Source organism: Nocardia sp. X0981, from assembly GCF_977089955.1.
Genome location: NZ_OZ372435.1, coordinates 2,029,250 through 2,047,291 on the forward strand (window position 1 = coordinate 2,029,250; position 18,042 = coordinate 2,047,291).

General features: G+C 67.7%; 14 protein-coding genes. 8 read left to right on the forward strand and 6 right to left on the reverse strand.

Annotation, left to right across the window (positions count from 1 at the left end; genetic code table 11):
• Window positions 1-31: 31 nt before the first annotated feature.
• Together ACYR7D_RS09075 and ACYR7D_RS09080 are read right to left on the reverse strand one after the other, a co-directional pair.
• On the reverse strand, window positions 32-766 hold the full coding sequence (locus ACYR7D_RS09075; protein ID WP_459549161.1) for an energy-coupling factor transporter transmembrane component T family protein: 735 nt from the start codon (window positions 764-766) through the stop codon (window positions 32-34).
• Window positions 763-2,958 (reverse strand): ABC transporter ATP-binding protein, encoded by a 2,196-nt coding sequence (locus ACYR7D_RS09080; RefSeq protein WP_459549162.1) that lies wholly within the window; start codon window positions 2,956-2,958, stop codon window positions 763-765. Before ACYR7D_RS09080 ends, ACYR7D_RS09075 begins: the two co-directional genes overlap by 4 nt.
• 80 nt (window positions 2,959-3,038) lie before the next feature.
• Between ACYR7D_RS09080 and ACYR7D_RS09085 the strand changes: the two genes are divergently transcribed.
• Together ACYR7D_RS09085 and ACYR7D_RS09090 are read left to right on the forward strand one after the other, a co-directional pair.
• Window positions 3,039-3,953: a cation diffusion facilitator family transporter gene (locus ACYR7D_RS09085; protein ID WP_459549163.1), complete on the forward strand. Its 915-nt coding sequence runs from the start codon at window positions 3,039-3,041 to the stop codon at window positions 3,951-3,953.
• A gap of 42 nt (window positions 3,954-3,995) precedes the next feature.
• The gene (locus ACYR7D_RS09090) at window positions 3,996-5,048 is read left to right on the forward strand and encodes an AraC family transcriptional regulator (RefSeq protein ID WP_459549164.1); all 1,053 of its coding nucleotides are present in this window, start codon (window positions 3,996-3,998) and stop codon (window positions 5,046-5,048) included.
• A 9-nt stretch (window positions 5,049-5,057) separates the two neighbouring features.
• On the opposite strand, the gene ACYR7D_RS09095 is transcribed toward ACYR7D_RS09090, so the two are convergent.
• Entirely contained in the window at window positions 5,058-5,852 is a 795-nt protein-coding gene (locus ACYR7D_RS09095; RefSeq protein ID WP_459549165.1) for a metallophosphoesterase, read from the reverse strand.
• A gap of 300 nt (window positions 5,853-6,152) precedes the next feature.
• A complete protein-coding gene (locus ACYR7D_RS09100) occupies window positions 6,153-6,893 on the reverse strand; it encodes an RluA family pseudouridine synthase (RefSeq protein ID WP_459549166.1) in 741 nt (246 codons plus the stop codon).
• Window positions 6,894-7,267: 374 nt separating this feature from the next.
• On the opposite strand from ACYR7D_RS09100, the gene ACYR7D_RS09105 reads away from it, so the two are divergent.
• The 5 genes from ACYR7D_RS09105 (at window position 7,268) to ACYR7D_RS09125 (ending at window position 15,811) form a co-directional block, all read left to right on the forward strand.
• On the forward strand, window positions 7,268-10,996 hold the full coding sequence (locus ACYR7D_RS09105; RefSeq protein ID WP_459549167.1) for a nitrate reductase subunit alpha: 3,729 nt from the start codon (window positions 7,268-7,270) through the stop codon (window positions 10,994-10,996).
• Complete coding sequence (narH, locus tag ACYR7D_RS09110) at window positions 10,996-12,777, forward strand: nitrate reductase subunit beta (RefSeq protein ID WP_459549168.1); 1,782 nt, start codon at window positions 10,996-10,998, stop codon at window positions 12,775-12,777. Before ACYR7D_RS09105 ends, narH begins: the two co-directional genes overlap by 1 nt.
• The gene (narJ, locus tag ACYR7D_RS09115; protein WP_459549169.1) at window positions 12,774-13,508 is read left to right on the forward strand and encodes a nitrate reductase molybdenum cofactor assembly chaperone; all 735 of its coding nucleotides are present in this window, start codon (window positions 12,774-12,776) and stop codon (window positions 13,506-13,508) included. The genes narH and narJ overlap by 4 nt, the downstream gene beginning before the upstream one ends.
• Window positions 13,505-14,260 carry a respiratory nitrate reductase subunit gamma gene (narI, locus tag ACYR7D_RS09120; protein WP_459549170.1) on the forward strand — a complete coding sequence of 252 codons (756 nt, stop codon included), beginning with the start codon at window positions 13,505-13,507 and terminating at the stop codon, window positions 14,258-14,260. Before narJ ends, narI begins: the two co-directional genes overlap by 4 nt.
• A 384-nt stretch (window positions 14,261-14,644) precedes the next feature.
• Window positions 14,645-15,811, forward strand: a complete 1,167-nt coding sequence (locus ACYR7D_RS09125) for a thiolase family protein (protein WP_459549171.1) — start codon at window positions 14,645-14,647, stop codon at window positions 15,809-15,811.
• A 121-nt stretch (window positions 15,812-15,932) separates the two neighbouring features.
• On the opposite strand, the gene ACYR7D_RS09130 is transcribed toward ACYR7D_RS09125, so the two are convergent.
• Both ACYR7D_RS09130 and ACYR7D_RS09135 read right to left on the reverse strand, forming a co-directional pair.
• Window positions 15,933-16,478, reverse strand: coding sequence for a C40 family peptidase (locus tag ACYR7D_RS09130; protein WP_459549172.1), 546 nt, complete (start codon window positions 16,476-16,478; stop codon window positions 15,933-15,935).
• A 247-nt stretch (window positions 16,479-16,725) separates the two neighbouring features.
• On the reverse strand, window positions 16,726-17,307 hold the full coding sequence (locus tag ACYR7D_RS09135) for a helix-turn-helix domain-containing protein (RefSeq protein ID WP_459549173.1): 582 nt from the start codon (window positions 17,305-17,307) through the stop codon (window positions 16,726-16,728).
• Between the two features lie 89 nt (window positions 17,308-17,396).
• Between ACYR7D_RS09135 and ACYR7D_RS09140 the strand changes: the two genes are divergently transcribed.
• A complete protein-coding gene (locus ACYR7D_RS09140) occupies window positions 17,397-17,987 on the forward strand; it encodes a class I SAM-dependent methyltransferase (protein WP_459549174.1) in 591 nt (196 codons plus the stop codon).
• Window positions 17,988-18,042 lie beyond the last annotated feature (55 nt).

Here is an 18,042-nt window from a genome sequence, read left to right on the forward strand (position 1 = left end):
CGAGACGAGCCCTCGCACCGGTCACCGCCACTCAGATCAACAGTTCGATCACCAGCGCCCCGGCGCATACCGCCACCACCACGATCAGCGCGAAGGCATCGTTGCGCCCCGGGCGGGCGGGACGCGCGGTGAGCGCGCCGGTGCCGCCCCGGGCGGTGATCGCCTCGCCCAGTTCCCCGGCCCGCCGGGTGGACACCGCCATGGCGGCGGTGAGGATATCGATGAGCGGATCGGTGGTGCGGTGCAACAGGTCGGGTTTGGGCCGCAACCGGCGGGCGGCGCGCAGGATCCGGATCTCCTCGAACAGGAGGGGCAGCCCGCGCAGGGTCAGCGCCACCACCACCGCCAGCTCGTCCACCGGCACCCGCAGTGTGCGTAGCGGCCGTCCGAGGGTGGCCAGGGCGGGGGCGATATCACTCATCGGGGTGGTCCACGCGATCAGCATCGAGGCCGCCACCAGGATCAATCCGAACACCACCACCTGCGCGTAGCGCAGTACGGCGGTGCCGCCGACCGGCGCGGTGACCAACCCGCCCAGCACGATCAGCAACCAGAACACCCAGGGCAGCCGCGGCAGGGCGCCCAGCGGCAGGCGCGCCACGATTCCGATGGTGATCAGGAAGCCGACCATGATGCCGAGGACGGGCCAGCTGGGCAGGACCATCAGCAACAGACTGATCAGGAAAACGCCGATCATCTTGGTTCCGGCCCACAATCGGTGCACCGGACTGGCCACCGGAACCCGGCGCAGCAGTACCGTGCTCATCGGAGGCCTCCCCGGTCGATTCCGTGGGCGTCGCCACCGCGCAGTCGCCAGCCCGCGCCCGGGTTCGTATGCTGTGCCGGTCCGGGTTCGGGGGAGCGCGGCGGTGGTACGGGGGCGGTACCGGCCTCCGGGCCGGCGACCGGGAATCGCGCGGCCTCGGCCTCCAGGATGCGGCCGGCCCGCAGATGGACGGTGCGATCGCAGATGGCCGCCACATCCTCCACATCGTGGGAGATGACGATCAGCGTCAGTCCGGAATCGCGCAGGCGGGCCAGCAGGTCGACGATATCGGCGCGGCCCTCCGGGTCGAGACCGGCCAGTGGCTCGTCCAGGATCACCACCTGTGGATGCGCGGCGACGATGGCGGCCAGCACGACGCGTTTGGCCTGCCCCCCGCTCAGCTCCTCGATGGAGCGGGTGGTCAGCGTCCGGTCCAGGCCGACCGCGTCCAAAGCCTTGCCGACCGTGCCCGACCCGGTGCTCTCCCCACCCCAGTCGGCCACTTCTTCACCGACGGTGTGGCGCTGTAGCTGCAATCGGGAGTGCTGGAAAGCCAACTCGACCCGGCCGATCTGCTTGCCGACCGGTTTACCGCCGAGTTCGCACCGGCCCGTGCTGGGCGCGATGAGCCCGGCCATGATCCAGGCCAGGGTGGATTTACCGGACCCGTTGCCGCCGACGACCAGTAGTGCTTCCCCGCGCCGCACGGAGAGGTCGACCCCGTGCAGGGCGGGTGCTTCCCACGGTGTGCCGCGGTTGTAGGTGTGCCGGACCCCGCGTAGTTCCAGGATCGTCTCGCCCATGGGTCGCCGGCGCCGCACCCGGGCCGGTTTCGGCCAGGCCGGTAGCCGATCGACCATCCGGCCGGCGGCCAGGTGCACCACCCGGTCGGCCGCGCCGGCATCGGCTTCGTGGTGGGTCACCAGTACGACGGCCATATCGTGGCGTTTCGGCAACCCGGCCAGCAGGGTGACCAGTTCGCGCCGGCCGTCCGGATCGATCATGGAGGTGGCTTCGTCGGCGATCAGCAGGGCCGGGCGCCGGGCCAGGGCGGCGGCCACCGCCAAGCGCTGCTGCTGACCGCCGGAGAGGGTGGCGGTCTCCCGCTCGCCCATACCCTCCAGCCCCACCTCCCGTAGCAGGGCGTCGGTATCCACTTCCGCCGCGAGTTCGGCGGGCAGGCCCCACACCACATCGTCGGCGACCAGGACGCCCAGTGTCTGGCTTTCCGGGCGCTGGAGTACCAGCGCGGTGCCACCGAGATGGCCGAGCCCGGCCGAACCGGGGCGGTCGACGGTGCCGGTGGTCGGTGGCAGCCCGGCCAGTAGCCGGGTGAGGGTGGATTTACCCGACCCGTTGTGCCCGACCACGGCGACGAATTCGCCGATGTCGACCCGCAGGTCGATACCGGTCAGCGCATCGGCCGGGGCGCCCGGGTAGCGGTAGCCGGCCGCTCGCAGGGTTACCGGCAGCGGCGCGATCGGGCGGTCGTCGACGGGGGCGTCGAGCCGGTCGGTACCGGGCAGCCAGCTCAGGCGGTCGAGTACCGAACCCAGGACGAACCAGGACACCAGCGCGGTGACCACGGTTCCGGCCAGGACCGTTGCGCCGATGTACAGCCACCACCACGCCAGCACCACATCGGTGAGGTCCACGATGCCGCGGCCGAGTGGTGCCAGCTGTTCCGGGTGCGAGAGGAGATCCGCCAGGCCGTCGGCGGTATTGCGCAGGGTGTCGAACAGTAGTTCGCGGGTGGCGGAGAAGGCCAGCAGGAAGCCGATCGATGCCGCGGCCCAGCCGATACCGGCCAGGATCGAGAGCCCGGTGACCGCGACGATTCCGCTGTGGCGGCGTTTGACGGCTCCGACGATGCCGCCGATGGTCGCGGTGGCGACCATGGCCATGGCCGCGGTCAGCCCGGCCGCGACAAAGGTGACGAGTGCGGCCGATACCGAGGCGGTGAGTACCGTCCGGAAACGATAGCGATGTGCGAGCAGGCCCATCGGCACTGCCGCGACGAGTTGGAGCGCGGCCGCGAACGGGACCACCGCGCCCACGGTGACCAGTCCGACGGTGGCGCCGCCGAGAACCGCTCCGGTAGCGAGTTCTATCGGCCGCAGCACGGTGCCGCGAGGGTCGCCGGCGGGCTCGTCCGAATCGCTCGGACGGGTGGCTGCGGACTGGTCACTCACGCAGTCAAGTGTGCCAGCCCGTCGCCAGGGAGCGAATCGAAGGTATTGCACGCATGCGCATTGGCGCATATGTTGTTCGGGTGGGACATGATCATACGCATCACGTATCGCCCGGCAGCGCCTCCGGGAAGTATGTCGGCCGGCTGGCCCTGGCGCTGGCCCTCGGGGCCGGGTTCATGCTGGTCGAGCTGGTGGTCGCGCTGGTCACCGGCTCGCTGGCGCTGCTGTCGGATGCGGCGCACATGCTCACCGACGTGGTCGGTATCGCCATGGCGCTCTCGGCGATCCTGCTGGCCCGTAATACCCGCCCCAGCTTCACCCGCACCTTCGGCTACTACCGCGCCGAGGTGATCGCGGCACTGGCCAACGCCGTCCTGCTCTTCGCGGTGGCCGGCTACGTGCTGGTCGAGGCGATACGCCGGTTCGGTGAACCACCGGAGGTGCCGGGTACGCCCGTGCTGGTCGTCGGCGTGATCGGCCTACTGGCCAATATCGTGGCCTTCCTGCTGCTGCGCCGCGGTGCGGCGGAGAGCCTGAACGTACGCGGGGCCTACCTGGAGGTACTGGCCGATATGGTCGGCTCGATCGGGGTCCTGGTATCCGCGGCGGTGACGCTCACCACCGGGTGGCGCTACGCCGATATGGTCGTCGGTGTCGCGATCGGGGTATGGGTGCTGCCCAGAACCTATCTGCTGGCGCGGCGCTCGCTACGCATCCTGTTCCAGCACAGTCCGGAGGAACTCGATGTCGAGAAGGTGGCCGCCGAGCTGGCCGCGGTCCCCGGGGTCCGCGATGTGCACGATCTGCACGTCTGGACGCTGACCTCCGGTATGGAGGTCGCCTCGGCGCATATCACCACCACCGGCGCCGATCCCGGCGACGAGATCCTGCGGGCCGCGCAACGGCTGCTCGCCGAACGCTTCCACATCGACCACGCCACCCTGCAGATCGAGAACACGGCCACCGCGCGCCGCTGTGCCGAACTGTCCTGGTAGGCCGCGTCCCGAGTAATCGAGATATTCGGCCATAATGGCGGCATGGTGCAGCGTCCGTCGGTCCGCGACTGGGATTTCCCGCGAGGTGTCGCCAGCGTCGCGCTCATGACCGGGTACGGGGCCGAGCACGGAGTCCCGGTCCCGGCCCTGCTCCGGGGCACGGATCTCACCGAAGCCCGGCTACACGACCCCGACGCCCAGATCGACGCCCATACCGAACTGGCGGTGGTACGTAACCTGGTCCGGCAACTGGACCGCCCGGGAATGGGTATCGAAGTGGGCCGCCGATACCGCATCACCACCTTCGGGATCTTCGGTTTCGCCTGCGTCAGCAGCCCCACCCTGGCCGAAGCCATCGATTTCGCCCTGCGCTACCTGGAACTGAGCTTCACTTTCTGCCTACCGGTCACCCAATGGGAGAACGGCGAATTCATCGGCCGTATCCACGACGAATCGGTACCGGCCGATGTCCGCCAATTCCTGGTGGAACGCGATGTGACCGCCATGCACCAGGTGATGAGCGATCTGCTGGGCAGACATCTGGAACTCCTCCGAGCCGAATTCCGGTTTCCCGAACCGGCGTACGCCGACCTGCTCACCCAGGTCACCGTCGCCCGCCCGCGATTCGGGCGGCCGGACAACCTGGTCGCCATCGACCCCGCCATCCTGGACCAACCGCTACCGCAGGCGAACGAGCACACCCTCGCCATCTGCCTGGCCCAATGCCGAGACCTGGTGCACCGGCGCCGAGCCCGCACCGGGATCGCCGCGGAAGTGCGCGCGCGTTTGGTGCCGCGCGGCGGTATGGACGGCTTCACCGCGGCACCCGGTATCGATACCGTCGCCGCCGACCTGAACATGAGTACCCGCACCCTGCGCAGACACCTCGACGCGGCCGGGACCAGCTATCGCGCCCTGCTCGACGAAGTACGCCGGGCACTGGCGGAGGAAATGCTGACCGCGACACCACTGTCGGTGAGCGATGTGGCGATCCGCCTCGGCTACGCGGAGGCGTCCACCTTCATCTACGCGTTCAAACGCTGGACCGGCGGCACCCCCGCGGCCTACCGGCGGGCCCGCGCCGGACGCTACTGAGGAGCCGGCTCAAAAGGGAGTGCCGATCCAGCCACCCATCGGCACACTACGGAAATGCGTGGTCAGCCGATGGTCGTCGTCGAGCACATGCAACGCGACCGCCGGCTCCGGTGCGTAGTCCATGACCCGCTCGGGCGGCGCCAGCTCCCATTCCCCGCCCAGCACCGAAGCCGTACTCGGCCCGAGGAGCAACGGCCGACCGCCGAAGGTACTGGTTCCCGCGGTGTGCGCATGGCCGGCGAGCGTGGCGACGATCCGCTCGTCACCCGCGACCACCGCGGCGAGGCGTTCCGGTTCGACCAGGGCGATCGGATCCACGATCGGGCTGTGCAGGAGCACCGGCGGGTGGTGCAGCGCCAGCAGCACGGCGGCGTCGGCCGGAGTGGCCGCCAGGGTCGCGGCCAGCCAGTCGTAGGTCTCCTCGGCGATACGGCCGCTCGACTGCCCGGGATCACTGGAATCCAGCAGGATCAGGGTCAGATCACCGGCACGATGTACCTGGTTCACCGGTGCGTCCACCGGCGGCACACCCAGCAGCACTTCCCGGAAAGCGCTGCGTTCGTCGTGGTTTCCCGGAATGGCGTAGACCGGGATATCGGCCTGTAATGCCATCCGGGCCTCGGCGTACTGTTCGGGTTTGCCCGAATCGGTGATATCTCCGGTCACCACGATCACATCGGGCCGGCGCCGGAGGTCGGCCAGATAGGCCATCACCCGTTGCGCCCGCTCGGTGTTACGGGTACCGAGATCGAAATGCGTATCGCTGACCTGAGCCACCAGGATCATCGTCGCTCCTGTGTTCATCGGCGCGCCTGCGGCGCGCGGGGTCGAGCCCTCGGGCGTCGCCTTTCCGCCCTCGGGACTCGCGGCTTCGCCGCATGCGCTTCGAGGGCGAAAGGCGATGCGGGCTCGACCCTTCGTGGGCCTCGTAGGACTCGGCGCTGGGTGGTGGGCTGGGCGGTGGTGGGACCGGGGTGGGGCGGAGCCCCTCTGTCAGCTTAGGGCAGCGGGCCTGGGGAAACAGTGAGGGTATGAGGCAGGCCACGTGTGGATCGGGGGGTCCGCTCGTCATTTCCCGAAGGGCCGGACCACGCTGGTGGCGGGTCAGCCGGGAAGGGTTTCCGGGGGGTGGGGGAGGGGAGACCAGAAGGCGTCGTCGGGTGGGGCCTCCAGATCCAGGCGTCCCCCGGAGCGCCAGTCCGCGGTGAGGTGCAGGCGCCAGGAATGCAAGTGGGTGCGGGGCCGGGCGCCGGAGCGGTCGAACAGGGGATCGCCGACGATCGGATGGCCGATCCAGGCCAGGTGTACGCGCAACTGGTGGCGCCGGCCGGTGCGGGGATACAGGGCCACGACCGTGTACTCGGGGTGCCGGGCCACCACGGTGAATTCGGTGCGGGAGGGGTAGTTCTTCGTGTTCAGCAGGTCGGATTCGGCGACGAACCAGCTCTCACCCGCGCGCTGGATCGTTTCGCGCGGGGCCGCCACCCGGACCCGGTTCTTCCGGCCGACGCTCAACGGGAGGTCGACGACTCCGCGTTCGGGCAGCGGGTCCACGCCGGTGGCGACGACCGCCAGGTAGGCCTTGCCGGCGGTCTGCTTGTTGAACTGCCGGGTCAGCTGTCCGTGGGCGGGTAGCTGTTTGGCGAACAACACCAGCCCCGAGGTGACCTTGTCGATCCGGTGCACCGGATACAGCTTCTGGCCCACGGCCTCGGCGGCGGTCACGATATCGGTGTCGTGCCGTTCCCCGGTGACCGAGATTCCAGCAGGCTTGTTCAGGGCCAGAATCGCCTCGTCCTCGGTGATACGACGCCGGGCGCGCAGGTCGGGCCAGTCGATTTCCACCGGACGAGCCTAGGAGCCGCGTCCGCGTCCGCGCCGGGCAGGACCCGTGCGCGGTCGCGGCACGCGAAACTCCCGGGATCCGAGATGGCCGCCAACTGGGCGGGGGTGCGGGCACAATATCGACTGCACGGCTGCGAACCCGTGATCTCGCCCCTCCGGCCGCGCTGCTGCTTCCGGCGACGGAGGTACACGGCGAGGTCGCCTGTCACCGAACCCGACCGTCCACGTCGCGATGGGCAGGAGATGCGGTACCTCCGCCTTCGCTGCGGTCTCCGCGGGCCGCATGTACCTGCTTCGGAGGAGTCTCATGATGCGGTACCTCCGCCTTCGCTGCGGTCTCCGCGGATCGCATGTACCTGCTTCGGAGGAGTCTTATGAGGGATAGGGCACGTGGTTCTGGGACGGCGCGGCTGGACGACGAGCTGACCGACGCGCTGGTGAGCACCCGCCGGTACTTCACCCGGGCCCGGGTCTCCCCGGACCTGCGGTCGATGTACCAGGTCGGTGGACGTCAGGCGGATGAGTTCTACCGGGACCGCTGGAGCCACGACAAGGTGGTGCGCTCCACCCACGGGGTGAACTGCACCGGTTCGTGCTCCTGGAAGATCTATGTCAAGGACGGGATCATCACTTGGGAGGCCCAGCAGACCGACTATCCCTCGGTGGGCCCGGACAAACCCGAATACGAGCCCCGCGGCTGCCCCCGTGGCGCCGCGTTCTCCTGGTACACCTATTCGCCCACCCGGGTGCGCTACCCCTATATCCGGGGAGTGCTGCTGGAGATGTACCGGGCGGCGAAGGTGGCCACGGGCGATCCGGTCACCGCATGGGAGACGATCGTCGAGGATCCGGAATCGGCCGCCCGCTACAAATCGGCCCGGGGCAAGGGTGGTCTGGTGCGCGCCACCTGGGACGAGGCCACGGAGATGATCGCCGCCGCGCACGTCTACACCATCGCTCGGTACGGCCCGGACCGTATCGCGGGGTTCTCCCCCACCCCGGCGATGTCGATGGTCTCGCATGCCTCGGGCGCCCGGTTCGTCTCGCTGCTGGGCGGGACGATGCTGTCCTTCTACGACTGGTACGCCGATCTGCCGGTGGCCTCGCCCCAGATGTTCGGCGACCAGACCGACGTCCCGGAGTCGGGGGACTGGTGGGATGCGGGCTATCTGATCATGTGGGGGTCGAACCTTCCGGTGACCCGCACCCCGGACGCGCACTGGATGGCCGAGGCCCGCTATCGGGGCCAGAAAGTCGTCGCGGTCTCCCCGGACTACGCCGACAATGTGAAGTTCGCCGACGAATGGCTGGCCCCGCGACCCGGTACCGACGGCGCGCTGGCCATGGCGATGGGACATGTGGTGCTGCGCGAGTTCCTGGTGGACCGCCCGGTCCCGTATTTCACCAGCTATATCCGTCAGTTCACCGACCTGCCGTTCCTGGTGCGGATGGAGGAACGCGCCGGTGGGTGGGTACCGGGCAAGTTCCTGACCGCCGCCGATCTCGACGAGTACGCGGGTACGGAGAACGCCGCGTTCAAAACGGTGGTGCTGGATACCGACGGCACGGTGGTCGTACCGAACGGTTCGGTGGGGTATCGCTACGGCGAAACCGGCGTGGGCAACTGGAACCTCGATCTGGCGGGGGTCGTCCCCCGGTTGACTCTTCTCGGTGACGCGACAGTGCCCGTGTTGCTGCCGCGGTTCGACACCTCGGCCGGTGCGGCCGCGACGATGCAGCGGGGCGTGCCGGTGCGCCGGGTGGGCGGACACCTGGTGACGACCGTGTTCGATCTGCTGCTGGCCCAGTACGGGGTGCACCGCGACGGGCTGCCGGGTGTCTGGCCCGCGGACTACGACGATCCCTCCCAGCCCTACACCCCGGCCTGGCAGGAATCGGTGACCGGCGTTCCGGCCGCGGCGGCGCTGCGGATCGCGCGCGAGTTCGCCGCCAATGCCGAGGACAGTCACGGCCGGTCGATGATCGTCATGGGTGCGGGAACCAACCACTGGTTCCATTCCGACACCATCTACCGGGCCTTCCTCACGCTGACCACGCTCACCGGTTGCCAGGGAGTCAACGGTGGCGGCTGGGCGCACTATGTGGGGCAGGAGAAATGCCGGCCGCTCACCGGCTGGACGCAGCTGGCGTTCGGACTGGACTGGTCGCGTCCGCCGCGGCAGATGATCCAGACCGCCTTCTGGTACCTGCATTCCGATCAGTTCCGCTACGACTGGTTCGGTGCCGACACCCTCTCCGCCGCGCCCGGCGGCGATCCCGGTGACCCCGGTGCCGCTCGCGATGGTGGCCGGCTGACCGGTATGAGTACCGCCGATGTGATCGCGCAGGCGGCGCGGCTGGGTTGGATGCCGTCGTACCCGACTTTCGATCGCAACCCACTGGAACTGGCCGAATCGGCGGAAGCCGAGGGCACGACCGTCGGCGGTTATGTGGTCTCCGAACTGCGGGCGGGCCGAATGCGTTTCGCGTGCGAGGATCCGGATGCGCCGGAGAACTTCCCGCGCGTACTGAGTGTGTGGCGGGCCAACCTGCTGGGTTCCTCCGCCAAGGGCAACGAGTACTTCCTCGAACATCTGCTGGGTACCGAATCTTCGCTGCGCGCCTCGCCGACTCCGGCCGGGGCGCGGCCGCGCGATGTGGTGTGGCGGCCGGAGGCACCCCGCGGCAAGCTCGATCTACTGTTCACCCTGGACTTCCGGATGACCAGTACCACCCTGTTCTCCGATATCGTGCTGCCCGCCGCGACCTGGTACGAGAAGCACGATCTGAACACCACCGATATGCACCCGTTCGTGCATTCGTTCAATCCGGCCATCGCCCCGCCGTGGCAGACCCGCACCGATTGGGACGCGTTCCGGGCCATTGCCGCGAAGTTCAGTGAACTCGCCGGGCCCCGGCTCGGGGTGCGCAAGGATGCGGTCGCCGTCCCGTTACTGCACGACACCCCCGACGAACTCGCCACCCCGCACGGTCGTGTCGCGGACTGGAAATACGACGAGGTGGAGCCCATTCCCGGTGTCACCATGCCGCGATTCGTGGTGGTGGAGCGCGACTATGGCGCGATCGGGGCGAAGATGGGCGCGCTGGGGCCGCTGGCGGAGGAACTGGGGGCCACCACCAAGGGCGTCACCTTCGATCTCGGCCCCGAAGTCGATCGTCTGCGGCGCGAGAACGGTACCGTCCGCGGTGGTCCGGCGGCCGGCCGGCCGTCCCTGGAACACGGTATCCAGGCCTGTGCGGCCGTCCTCGCGCTCTCCGGTACCACCAACGGACGCTTGGCCGTCGAGGGATTCCGGAGCTTGGAACGGCGTACCGGGATGCCCCTGGCCGATCTCGCCACCGAACACGAGGGCAAGCGGATCACCTTCGCCGACACCCAGGGCGCGCCGGTACCGGTGATCACCTCGCCGGAGTGGTCGGGTTCGGCGGCGGGGGGCCGCCGGTACTCGCCGTTCACCATCAATATCGAACGCCGCAAACCGTGGCATACGCTCACCGGCCGTCAGCATTTCTATCTCGATCACGACTGGATGACCGAGCTCGGCGAGGGGCTGCCGGTGTACCGGCCCCCGTTGAACATGGCCGCGCTCTTCGGGGAGCCCGGGCTGGGCTCGGTGGGGCGGCTCGGGCTCACCGTCCGCTACCTCACCCCGCACAGCAAGTGGTCCATTCATTCCGAATACCAGGACAACCTGTTCATGCTGAGCCTTTCCCGGGGCGGGCCGACCATCTGGATGTCGCCGCAGGACGCGGCGCAGATCGAGGTCGCCGACAACGAGTGGGTGGAGGCGGTCAACCGCAACGGTGTGGTGGTGGCACGGGCCGTGGTATCGCATCGGATGCCCGCCGGCACGGTGTACATGTACCACGCGCAGGACCGGTTGATCGATGTGCCGATCAGCGAGACCTCCGGCAACCGGGGCGGTGTGCACAATTCGCTGACCCGCCTGCTCATCAAACCCAGCCACCTCATCGGTGGCTACGCCCAGCTCAGCTTCGCGTTCAACTATCTCGGCCCTACCGGTAACCAACGCGACGAGGTGACGGTGATCCGCCGGCGCCGCCAGGAGGTGAGCTACTGATGCGGGTGATGGCGCAGATGGCGATGGTGATGAATCTCGATAAATGTATCGGCTGCCATACCTGTTCGGTCACCTGCAAACAGGCGTGGACCAACCGGTCGGGTGTCGAGTACGCGTGGTTCAACAATGTGGAGACCAGGCCCGGGCAGGGCTATCCCCGTACCTACGAGGACCAGCACAAATGGCGCGGTGGCTGGGAACTGCACCGGGACAACCGCTTGAAACTCAAGAGCGGCGGCCGGTTGCGCAAATTGTTCACGATCTTCAGCAATCCCATATTGCCCGAACTCGGTGACTATTACGAGCCCTGGACCTACGATTACGCGAACCTCACCGTCGCGCCCGCCCAGCGGCACAATCCGGTCGCCCGGCCGAAATCATTGATCACCGGCGAGGATACGAAAATCGAATGGTCCGCCAACTGGGACGACGATCTCGGCGGCGCACCCGAATACGGCGATCGTGATCCGTTGTTGCGCAAACTCGCCGAGAAGGTCCGTTTCGAATTCGAGCGGACCTTCATGTTCTATCTGCCCCGTATCTGCGAGCACTGCCTCAACCCGTCGTGCGCCGCCGCCTGCCCATCCGGTGCCATCTACAAACGCACGGAGGACGGGATCGTCCTGGTCGACCAGGACCGCTGCCGCGGCTGGCGGATGTGTGTATCCGGGTGTCCTTACAAGAAGGTCTATTTCAACCATCGCACCGGGAAAGCAGAGAAGTGCACCTTCTGCTTCCCGCGCGTGGAAGTCGGCCTGCCGACCGTATGCGCGGAAACCTGCGTGGGCCGGCTGCGGTATATCGGCCTCGTGCTCTACGACGCGGACAAGGTACTGGAAGCCGCGGCCACCCCGGACGAGCACGGGCTCTACGAGGCGCAGCGCGAAGTGTTCCTCGACCCCGCCGACCCCGCGGTGCGCCGGGAGGCCGAACGCGCCGGAATTCCCCGCGATTGGGTGGAAGCCGCCGGTCGTTCTCCGATATACGCGCTGATCAACACCTACCGGGTCGCGCTCCCGTTGCATCCGGAATACCGCACCATGCCGATGGTCTGGTACATCCCACCGCTGTCGCCGGTGGTCGATATCGTCCGCGATACCGGTCACGATGCCGAGGACCACGGCAATCTGTTCGCCGCCATCGAGGCATTGCGCATACCGGTCGGCTATCTCGCGCAATTGTTCACCGCCGGGGACCCCGCACCGGTCACCGCTGTGCTGCGCCGTTTGGCCGCGATGCGCAGCTATATGCGTGATATCAATCTGGGCCGGGAACCGCGGGAACGGATCGCGAATTCGGTGGGGATGACCGGCGAGCAGATATACGAGATGTTCCGGCTGCTCGCTCTCGCCAAATACGAGGAGCGCTACGTCGTTCCGCCCGCCCATTCCGAACTGGCACACGGGCTGGAAGAACTCGCCACCGAATGCAGTCTCGACTACGAAGGCGGCCCTGGGATGACCGGTCCCGGACCGTTCGGGGAGAGCTCGGGCGGGATATCGCCCATCGCCGTGGAGAATTTCCGGATGCTGCGTAACCGGCAGATCGCCGATACCCCGACCACGGTGCGCGGCGCCAAGCGGGTGAACCTGCTCAACTGGGACGGTAAGGTCCCCGACGGACTCTTCCCGCCCACCCGGGCAGAACCGGCTGGGCAAGCGGAACAGGCTGAGCAGACAGAACAGGCCGAGCGGCCGGAGCCGGGTGAACAGGCAGAGCGGGCCGAAGAGACAGAACCGGCCGAAGTGGCAGAACCCGCCGAACTGGACGGCCGGCGATGAAAGCGCGCACGAAACTCGGCCCGGCCACCCGGACCGCCGCCTGGCAGGCGCAGTCGTTGCTGCTCGGCTACCCCGACGAAACGCTGCGGCGAAATCTGGACCTGTTGAGCGCGGTGGCCGCGACGTTGCCTCCGCAGGTCGGGGGTCCGCTCGGCCGCTTCCTCGGGCATGTCCGGACGAGTTCGCCGTTCGAACTGGCCGCCGACTATGTGGCCACTTTCGATCACCGCAAACGGTTCAGCCCCTACCTCACCTACTTCGCCTACGGTGACACCCGTAAACGCGGGGTGGCGCTGTTGCGTTTCAAACAGGCGTACCTGGCCGCCGGGTTGCGGCTGTCCGACGAGGAGCTGCCCGATCACCTGGCCGTGGTGCTCGAATTCGCCGCCTCCGGTCATGCCGAGACCGCGCTGCGCCTGCTCACCGACCATCGTGCCGGCCTGGAGGTGATGCGCCGCGGCCTCCGTGACACCGGCTCGCCGTGGGCGGATGTGCTGGATTCCGTTGTCGCGACACTGCCCGCGCTCGGCGGCAGCGAAGAGGAGGCGATCACCCGGCTCATCGCGGAAGGTCCACCCGAGGAGGCCGTCGGTCTCGCGCCGTTCGCGCCACCGCAGTATCTCCCCGATCCGTCGGCGGGGGCCGGGCCGCCGGAGCGGAGGGGCGAAGACCCGGGGGCCGGACCCGCGGCACCGTGGGAGGAGCGACCGATTACGGAGGCACGCCGATGAATGCCGCACGATTGGCCGCGAAAGCCGGGGAGGCGACCGCCTTCGACATCCTGCTGTGGGTGGTGTTGCCGTATGCCGCCCTCGCGGTTTTCCTGGTGGGCCACTACTGGCGGTACCGCTACGACAAGTTCGGTTGGACCACCCGTTCTTCTCAGCTCTACGAGAACAGGCTGCTGCGCCTGGGCAGCCCGCTGTTCCACTATGGAATCCTGTTGGTGTTCATCGGTCATATCGTCGGCCTGCTCGTGCCGGAGGGCTGGACCGAAGCAGCCGGTATCAATGATTCCGTCTATCGCGGGTTCTCCGTCGCCCTCGGCGTGGCGGCCGGTTCCGCGACTCTCGGTGGCGCCGTCATTCTCCTCTACCGCCGCCGCACCATCGGGCCGGTCTTCTCCGCCACCACCCGCAACGACAAGATCATGTACGTGCTGCTCATCGGCACCCTTGCCCTGGGCTTCGGCACCACGGTGATCAGCAACGCCGGCCACCGTCCCCACAACTATCGCGAGACGGTCTCCCCTTGGTTGCGCTCGATTCTCTCCTTCCGCCCCGATACCGACCTGATCCTCGCGGCACCCCTCGGCTTCCAGCTCCATATCATCGCCGCCTGGATCCTGTTCGCGTTCTGGCCGTTCACCCGGCTGGTCCACGTGTTCTCCCTGCCCCTCGGCTATCTGACCAGGCCGTATATCGTCTACCGAAGTCGCGATCCGAAGCGGGGTTCGCGGCGGGGGTGGGAAAGGGTTCGCTGACGATCCTGTCGCTCGCCGCCGCACGGCTGGTCGCAGAAGGCACTCGCCCGGTCCTGCCCACCGTCCCACCCCGCACGCCGCTCTGACGTAATGATTACGTCACTCCATCTTCGGTCTATGTTGTTCCCGACTCCGGTACTGACCGGCGAGGATGAAGCCGTGCTCTCCGAGGTGGAACGCGATGTGGATATCTCCGAGGAGTACCGCGCCGAGACTCTGGCCTGATCGCGCGGGAGGGACCGGCCGTTACCCGGCGGGGTGCTCGGCCGTGGCAGACCTCGTTCCACGAGCCGGAGGGTATCGCGTACGGATGCGAATCCGTGTTAACTTATTCTCGAACGGTCATTAACTTGATCGACCGTGCCGAGTGTTTCAGGAGGGGCCATGCAGTCCGCCGTCATCGTCGATGTGGTTCGTACGCCGTCCGGGAAGGGCAAGATGGGCGGCGGATTGTCCGGGGTGCATCCCGCGACCCTGCTGGCCGGGGTACTCGAGGAATTGATCCGGCGCAACGACCTCGATCCCGCGCTGGTCGACGATGTGATCGGCGGCTGTGTCACCCAGAGCGGGGAACAGGCGTTCAATATCTCCCGAACCGCCGTGCTCGCGGCCGGATTTCCCGAATCCGTACCGGCCACCACGGTGGACCGGCAGTGCGGTTCCAGCCAGCAGGCCGCGCATTTCGCCGCGCAGGGCGTGATGTCGGGCGCCTACGATATCGCCATCGCCTGCGGTGTGGAGTCGATGAGCCGGGTGCCGATGTTCTCGAACGCACAAGGGCAGGACGCCAATCGGGGGCCCATCGCGCATCGGTATCCGGAGGGGCTGGTGCAGCAGGGCATAGCCGCCGAGATCCTGGCGGCCCGCTGGAAACTCGACCGCGCCACGCTGGACGAATTCGCGGCGCGCTCGCACCGCCTGGCAGCCGAGACCGCCGCGGCCGGCGGGTTCGACCGGGAGCTGGTCGCCGCCGGTGAACTGACCGCCGACGAAACCATCCGGGCCGGCTCCACTCCCGAGAAGCTCGCGGGACTGAAGCCGGCCTTCGCCGACGAGCAGTACACGCAGCGGTTCCCGGAGATCGACTGGTCCATCACCCCGGGTAACTCCTCGCCGCTCACCGACGGCGCCTCGGCGGCGCTCATCATGAGTGAACAGATGGCCTCGAAGCTGGGTTTGCGGGCCCGCGCTCGGTTCCACTCGTTCGCGGTGGTGGGTGACGATCCACTGCTCATGCTCACCGCGGTCGTCCCGGCCTCGAAGAAGGCGCTCGACCGGGCCGCGCTGGGAATCGACGATATCGACGCCTACGAGGTGAACGAGGCGTTCGCCCCGGTACCCCTGGTCTGGCAGCGGGAATTGCAGGCCGACCCGGTGAAACTCAATCCGCGTGGCGGGGCCATCGCCCTGGGGCATCCACTGGGCGCCTCGGGTGTGCGCATCCTGGCGACCATGGTCAACCATCTGGAGCAGACCGGCGGCCGCTACGCATTGCAGACCATGTGCGAGGCCGGCGGGCTGGCCAACGCCACCATCATCGAGCGTCTCTGACTCCGGATCGGCGGTGATATCACCGATCCGGACGCCCCGGCGCGACGGTACGCCAGGCGCGCCGGGCCGGTGCCGCGGTTCCGGGATTCGGCGATATACCGGAACCGCGGCGACCCGGATCTCAGTAGCGACGCGCTCCGGTGATCGGCGAATAACCCAGCGGTGACATCTCCACCGCGACGGTGGCCGCGTGGATCACCTGACCGTCTCCGGCGTACAAGGCGGAATGTCCGCCGCCGCTGTAGGAGATCACGTCGCCGGGTTGTAGCTGGTCGAGAGGTACCGGTGTGCCGGAGGCGAGCTGCGAATAGCTCGTGCGCGGTACCTGCACCCCGGCCTGCCGGTAGGCCCACTGCACCAGGCCGGAGCAATCGAATCCGTTGGGGCCGGTGCCGCCGAAGACATACGGGGCGCCGAGTTTGCTGCGCGCCGCGGCCACCGCGAGTTCACCGGGAGCGGGTTCGAACTTCGGGGGTGGCGGCGTAGTGGCGATGCCGGGAATTCCGGCCGGTAGCGGGAGCTGATCGGGGATTTCGAAGACGCCGAGACCGGGTACTGTTACCGGTCGCGCCTCGGCCGGGGCCGTTGTGCAGAGAATCGCGCCGGCCGCGGCGGCGAAAAGGGCCGTAACGGCCCAGCGTTTTCGGACTAGCGGTACAGACTCCATAATTGCGGTCCTCCGTGCTCAGGTCGAGAGCCGGTGGAGAACAACGACTTTCACCGCTCAGCATGCGGTGAAAACATCACCGACTTCTCGAACAGCGTTGGAAATACACCACAGCTATTTGTCGGTCCTGCAAACCCGGGGAGCCATATTTCGCCGTATCTCGCGCGGATTCGGAAACGACACGGACAACGCGGATAACGAAACGTTAACTATATGTGTTTCCGCAGCGTGCGAGGGGTGCGCCGGATCACGACGGGCGATACCGGGCCTTGAGGTGGAACCGTTCGCCCTGGGGGCCGTAGATGCTCAGATATTCCACCGGATTCTCATCGACATTGCCGAACCAGTGGGGCAGGTGAGTATCGAATTCGGCGACCTCGCCCGGGGTCAGCACCATGTCCCGGTCACCCAGGATCAGGCGCAGTTTGCCGTTGAGGACGTAGAGCCAGTGGTACCCCTCGTGGGTGCGCAGATCGGGTTCGGCGGAGATGCGACCGGACAGGATCTGTTTGTAGGCCTGGAGGCCGCCCGGCTTACGGGTCAGGGGGATGAAGGTCTGGCCGTGCCGGCTCACCGGCCGGGCGTAGACTCGCGGGTCGCCGCTTTCCGGTGCGTCGACGAGTTCGTCCAGCGGCACGTGATGGGCCTTGGCCAGGGGTAACAGCAGTTCGAGGCTGGGTTTACGCTGACCGGATTCCAGCCGCGAGAGTGTGCTCACCGGGATGCCGGTGACCTCGGACAGGGCGGCGAGGGTGGTGCCGTTGCGACGGCGCAGTTCGCGCAGGCGCGGGCCGATCGCGTCGATGACATCGCCGAACTCTCGAAGCATGCCTCTATTGCAGTTATGGCAAATAAATTTGTCAAGCTGCTCATTAGCCCGGAAGCTGGTGGAAGCCGCGAGGAAAGCAGGAGAAACGCATGGACCAGCAGTTCTGGGACGATATGTACGGTGAGAGCGAACAGCGCTTCAGCGGTTTGCCGAACGACGCGCTGATCGCGGAAATGAGCGGAAGGGAGCCGGGCCGGGCTCTGGACCTCGGCTGCGGCGAAGGTGCCGATGCGTACTGGCTGGCCGAGCAGGGCTGGCAGGTCACGGCGGTCGATATCTCGCGGGTGGCGCTGGACCGCGCGGCGGCCGGGCATCCGGAGATCTCCTGGCAGCACGCGGATATCACGGTGACGCCGATGCCCGCGCGATCGTTCGATCTGGTGTCGGCGCACTATTTCCCGATCGCGCACGAGCCCGGACACACCACGCTGCGGGCTCTGCTGGAGGCGGTGGCGCCCGGCGGCACCTTCCTGTTCGTCGCCCACGACCCCACCGAATTCCCGGCACCGGAGGAGCATCCGCACGGATTCGACCCCTATGCCTACTATCAGCCGGACGAAATCGTCGCGCTGCTCGACGACCGGTGGACCGTGGAGACCGACGAACGGCGTGACCGTAACCGGCCCGCCGCCGGTCATCAGATCAAGGATCTCGTCCTACGGGTGCGGCGGATGGGCTGACCGCCCTCCGGGAGTGCGGCGCGGCCGGCCCGAGTGCGCCGCGTCGCACTCGCGT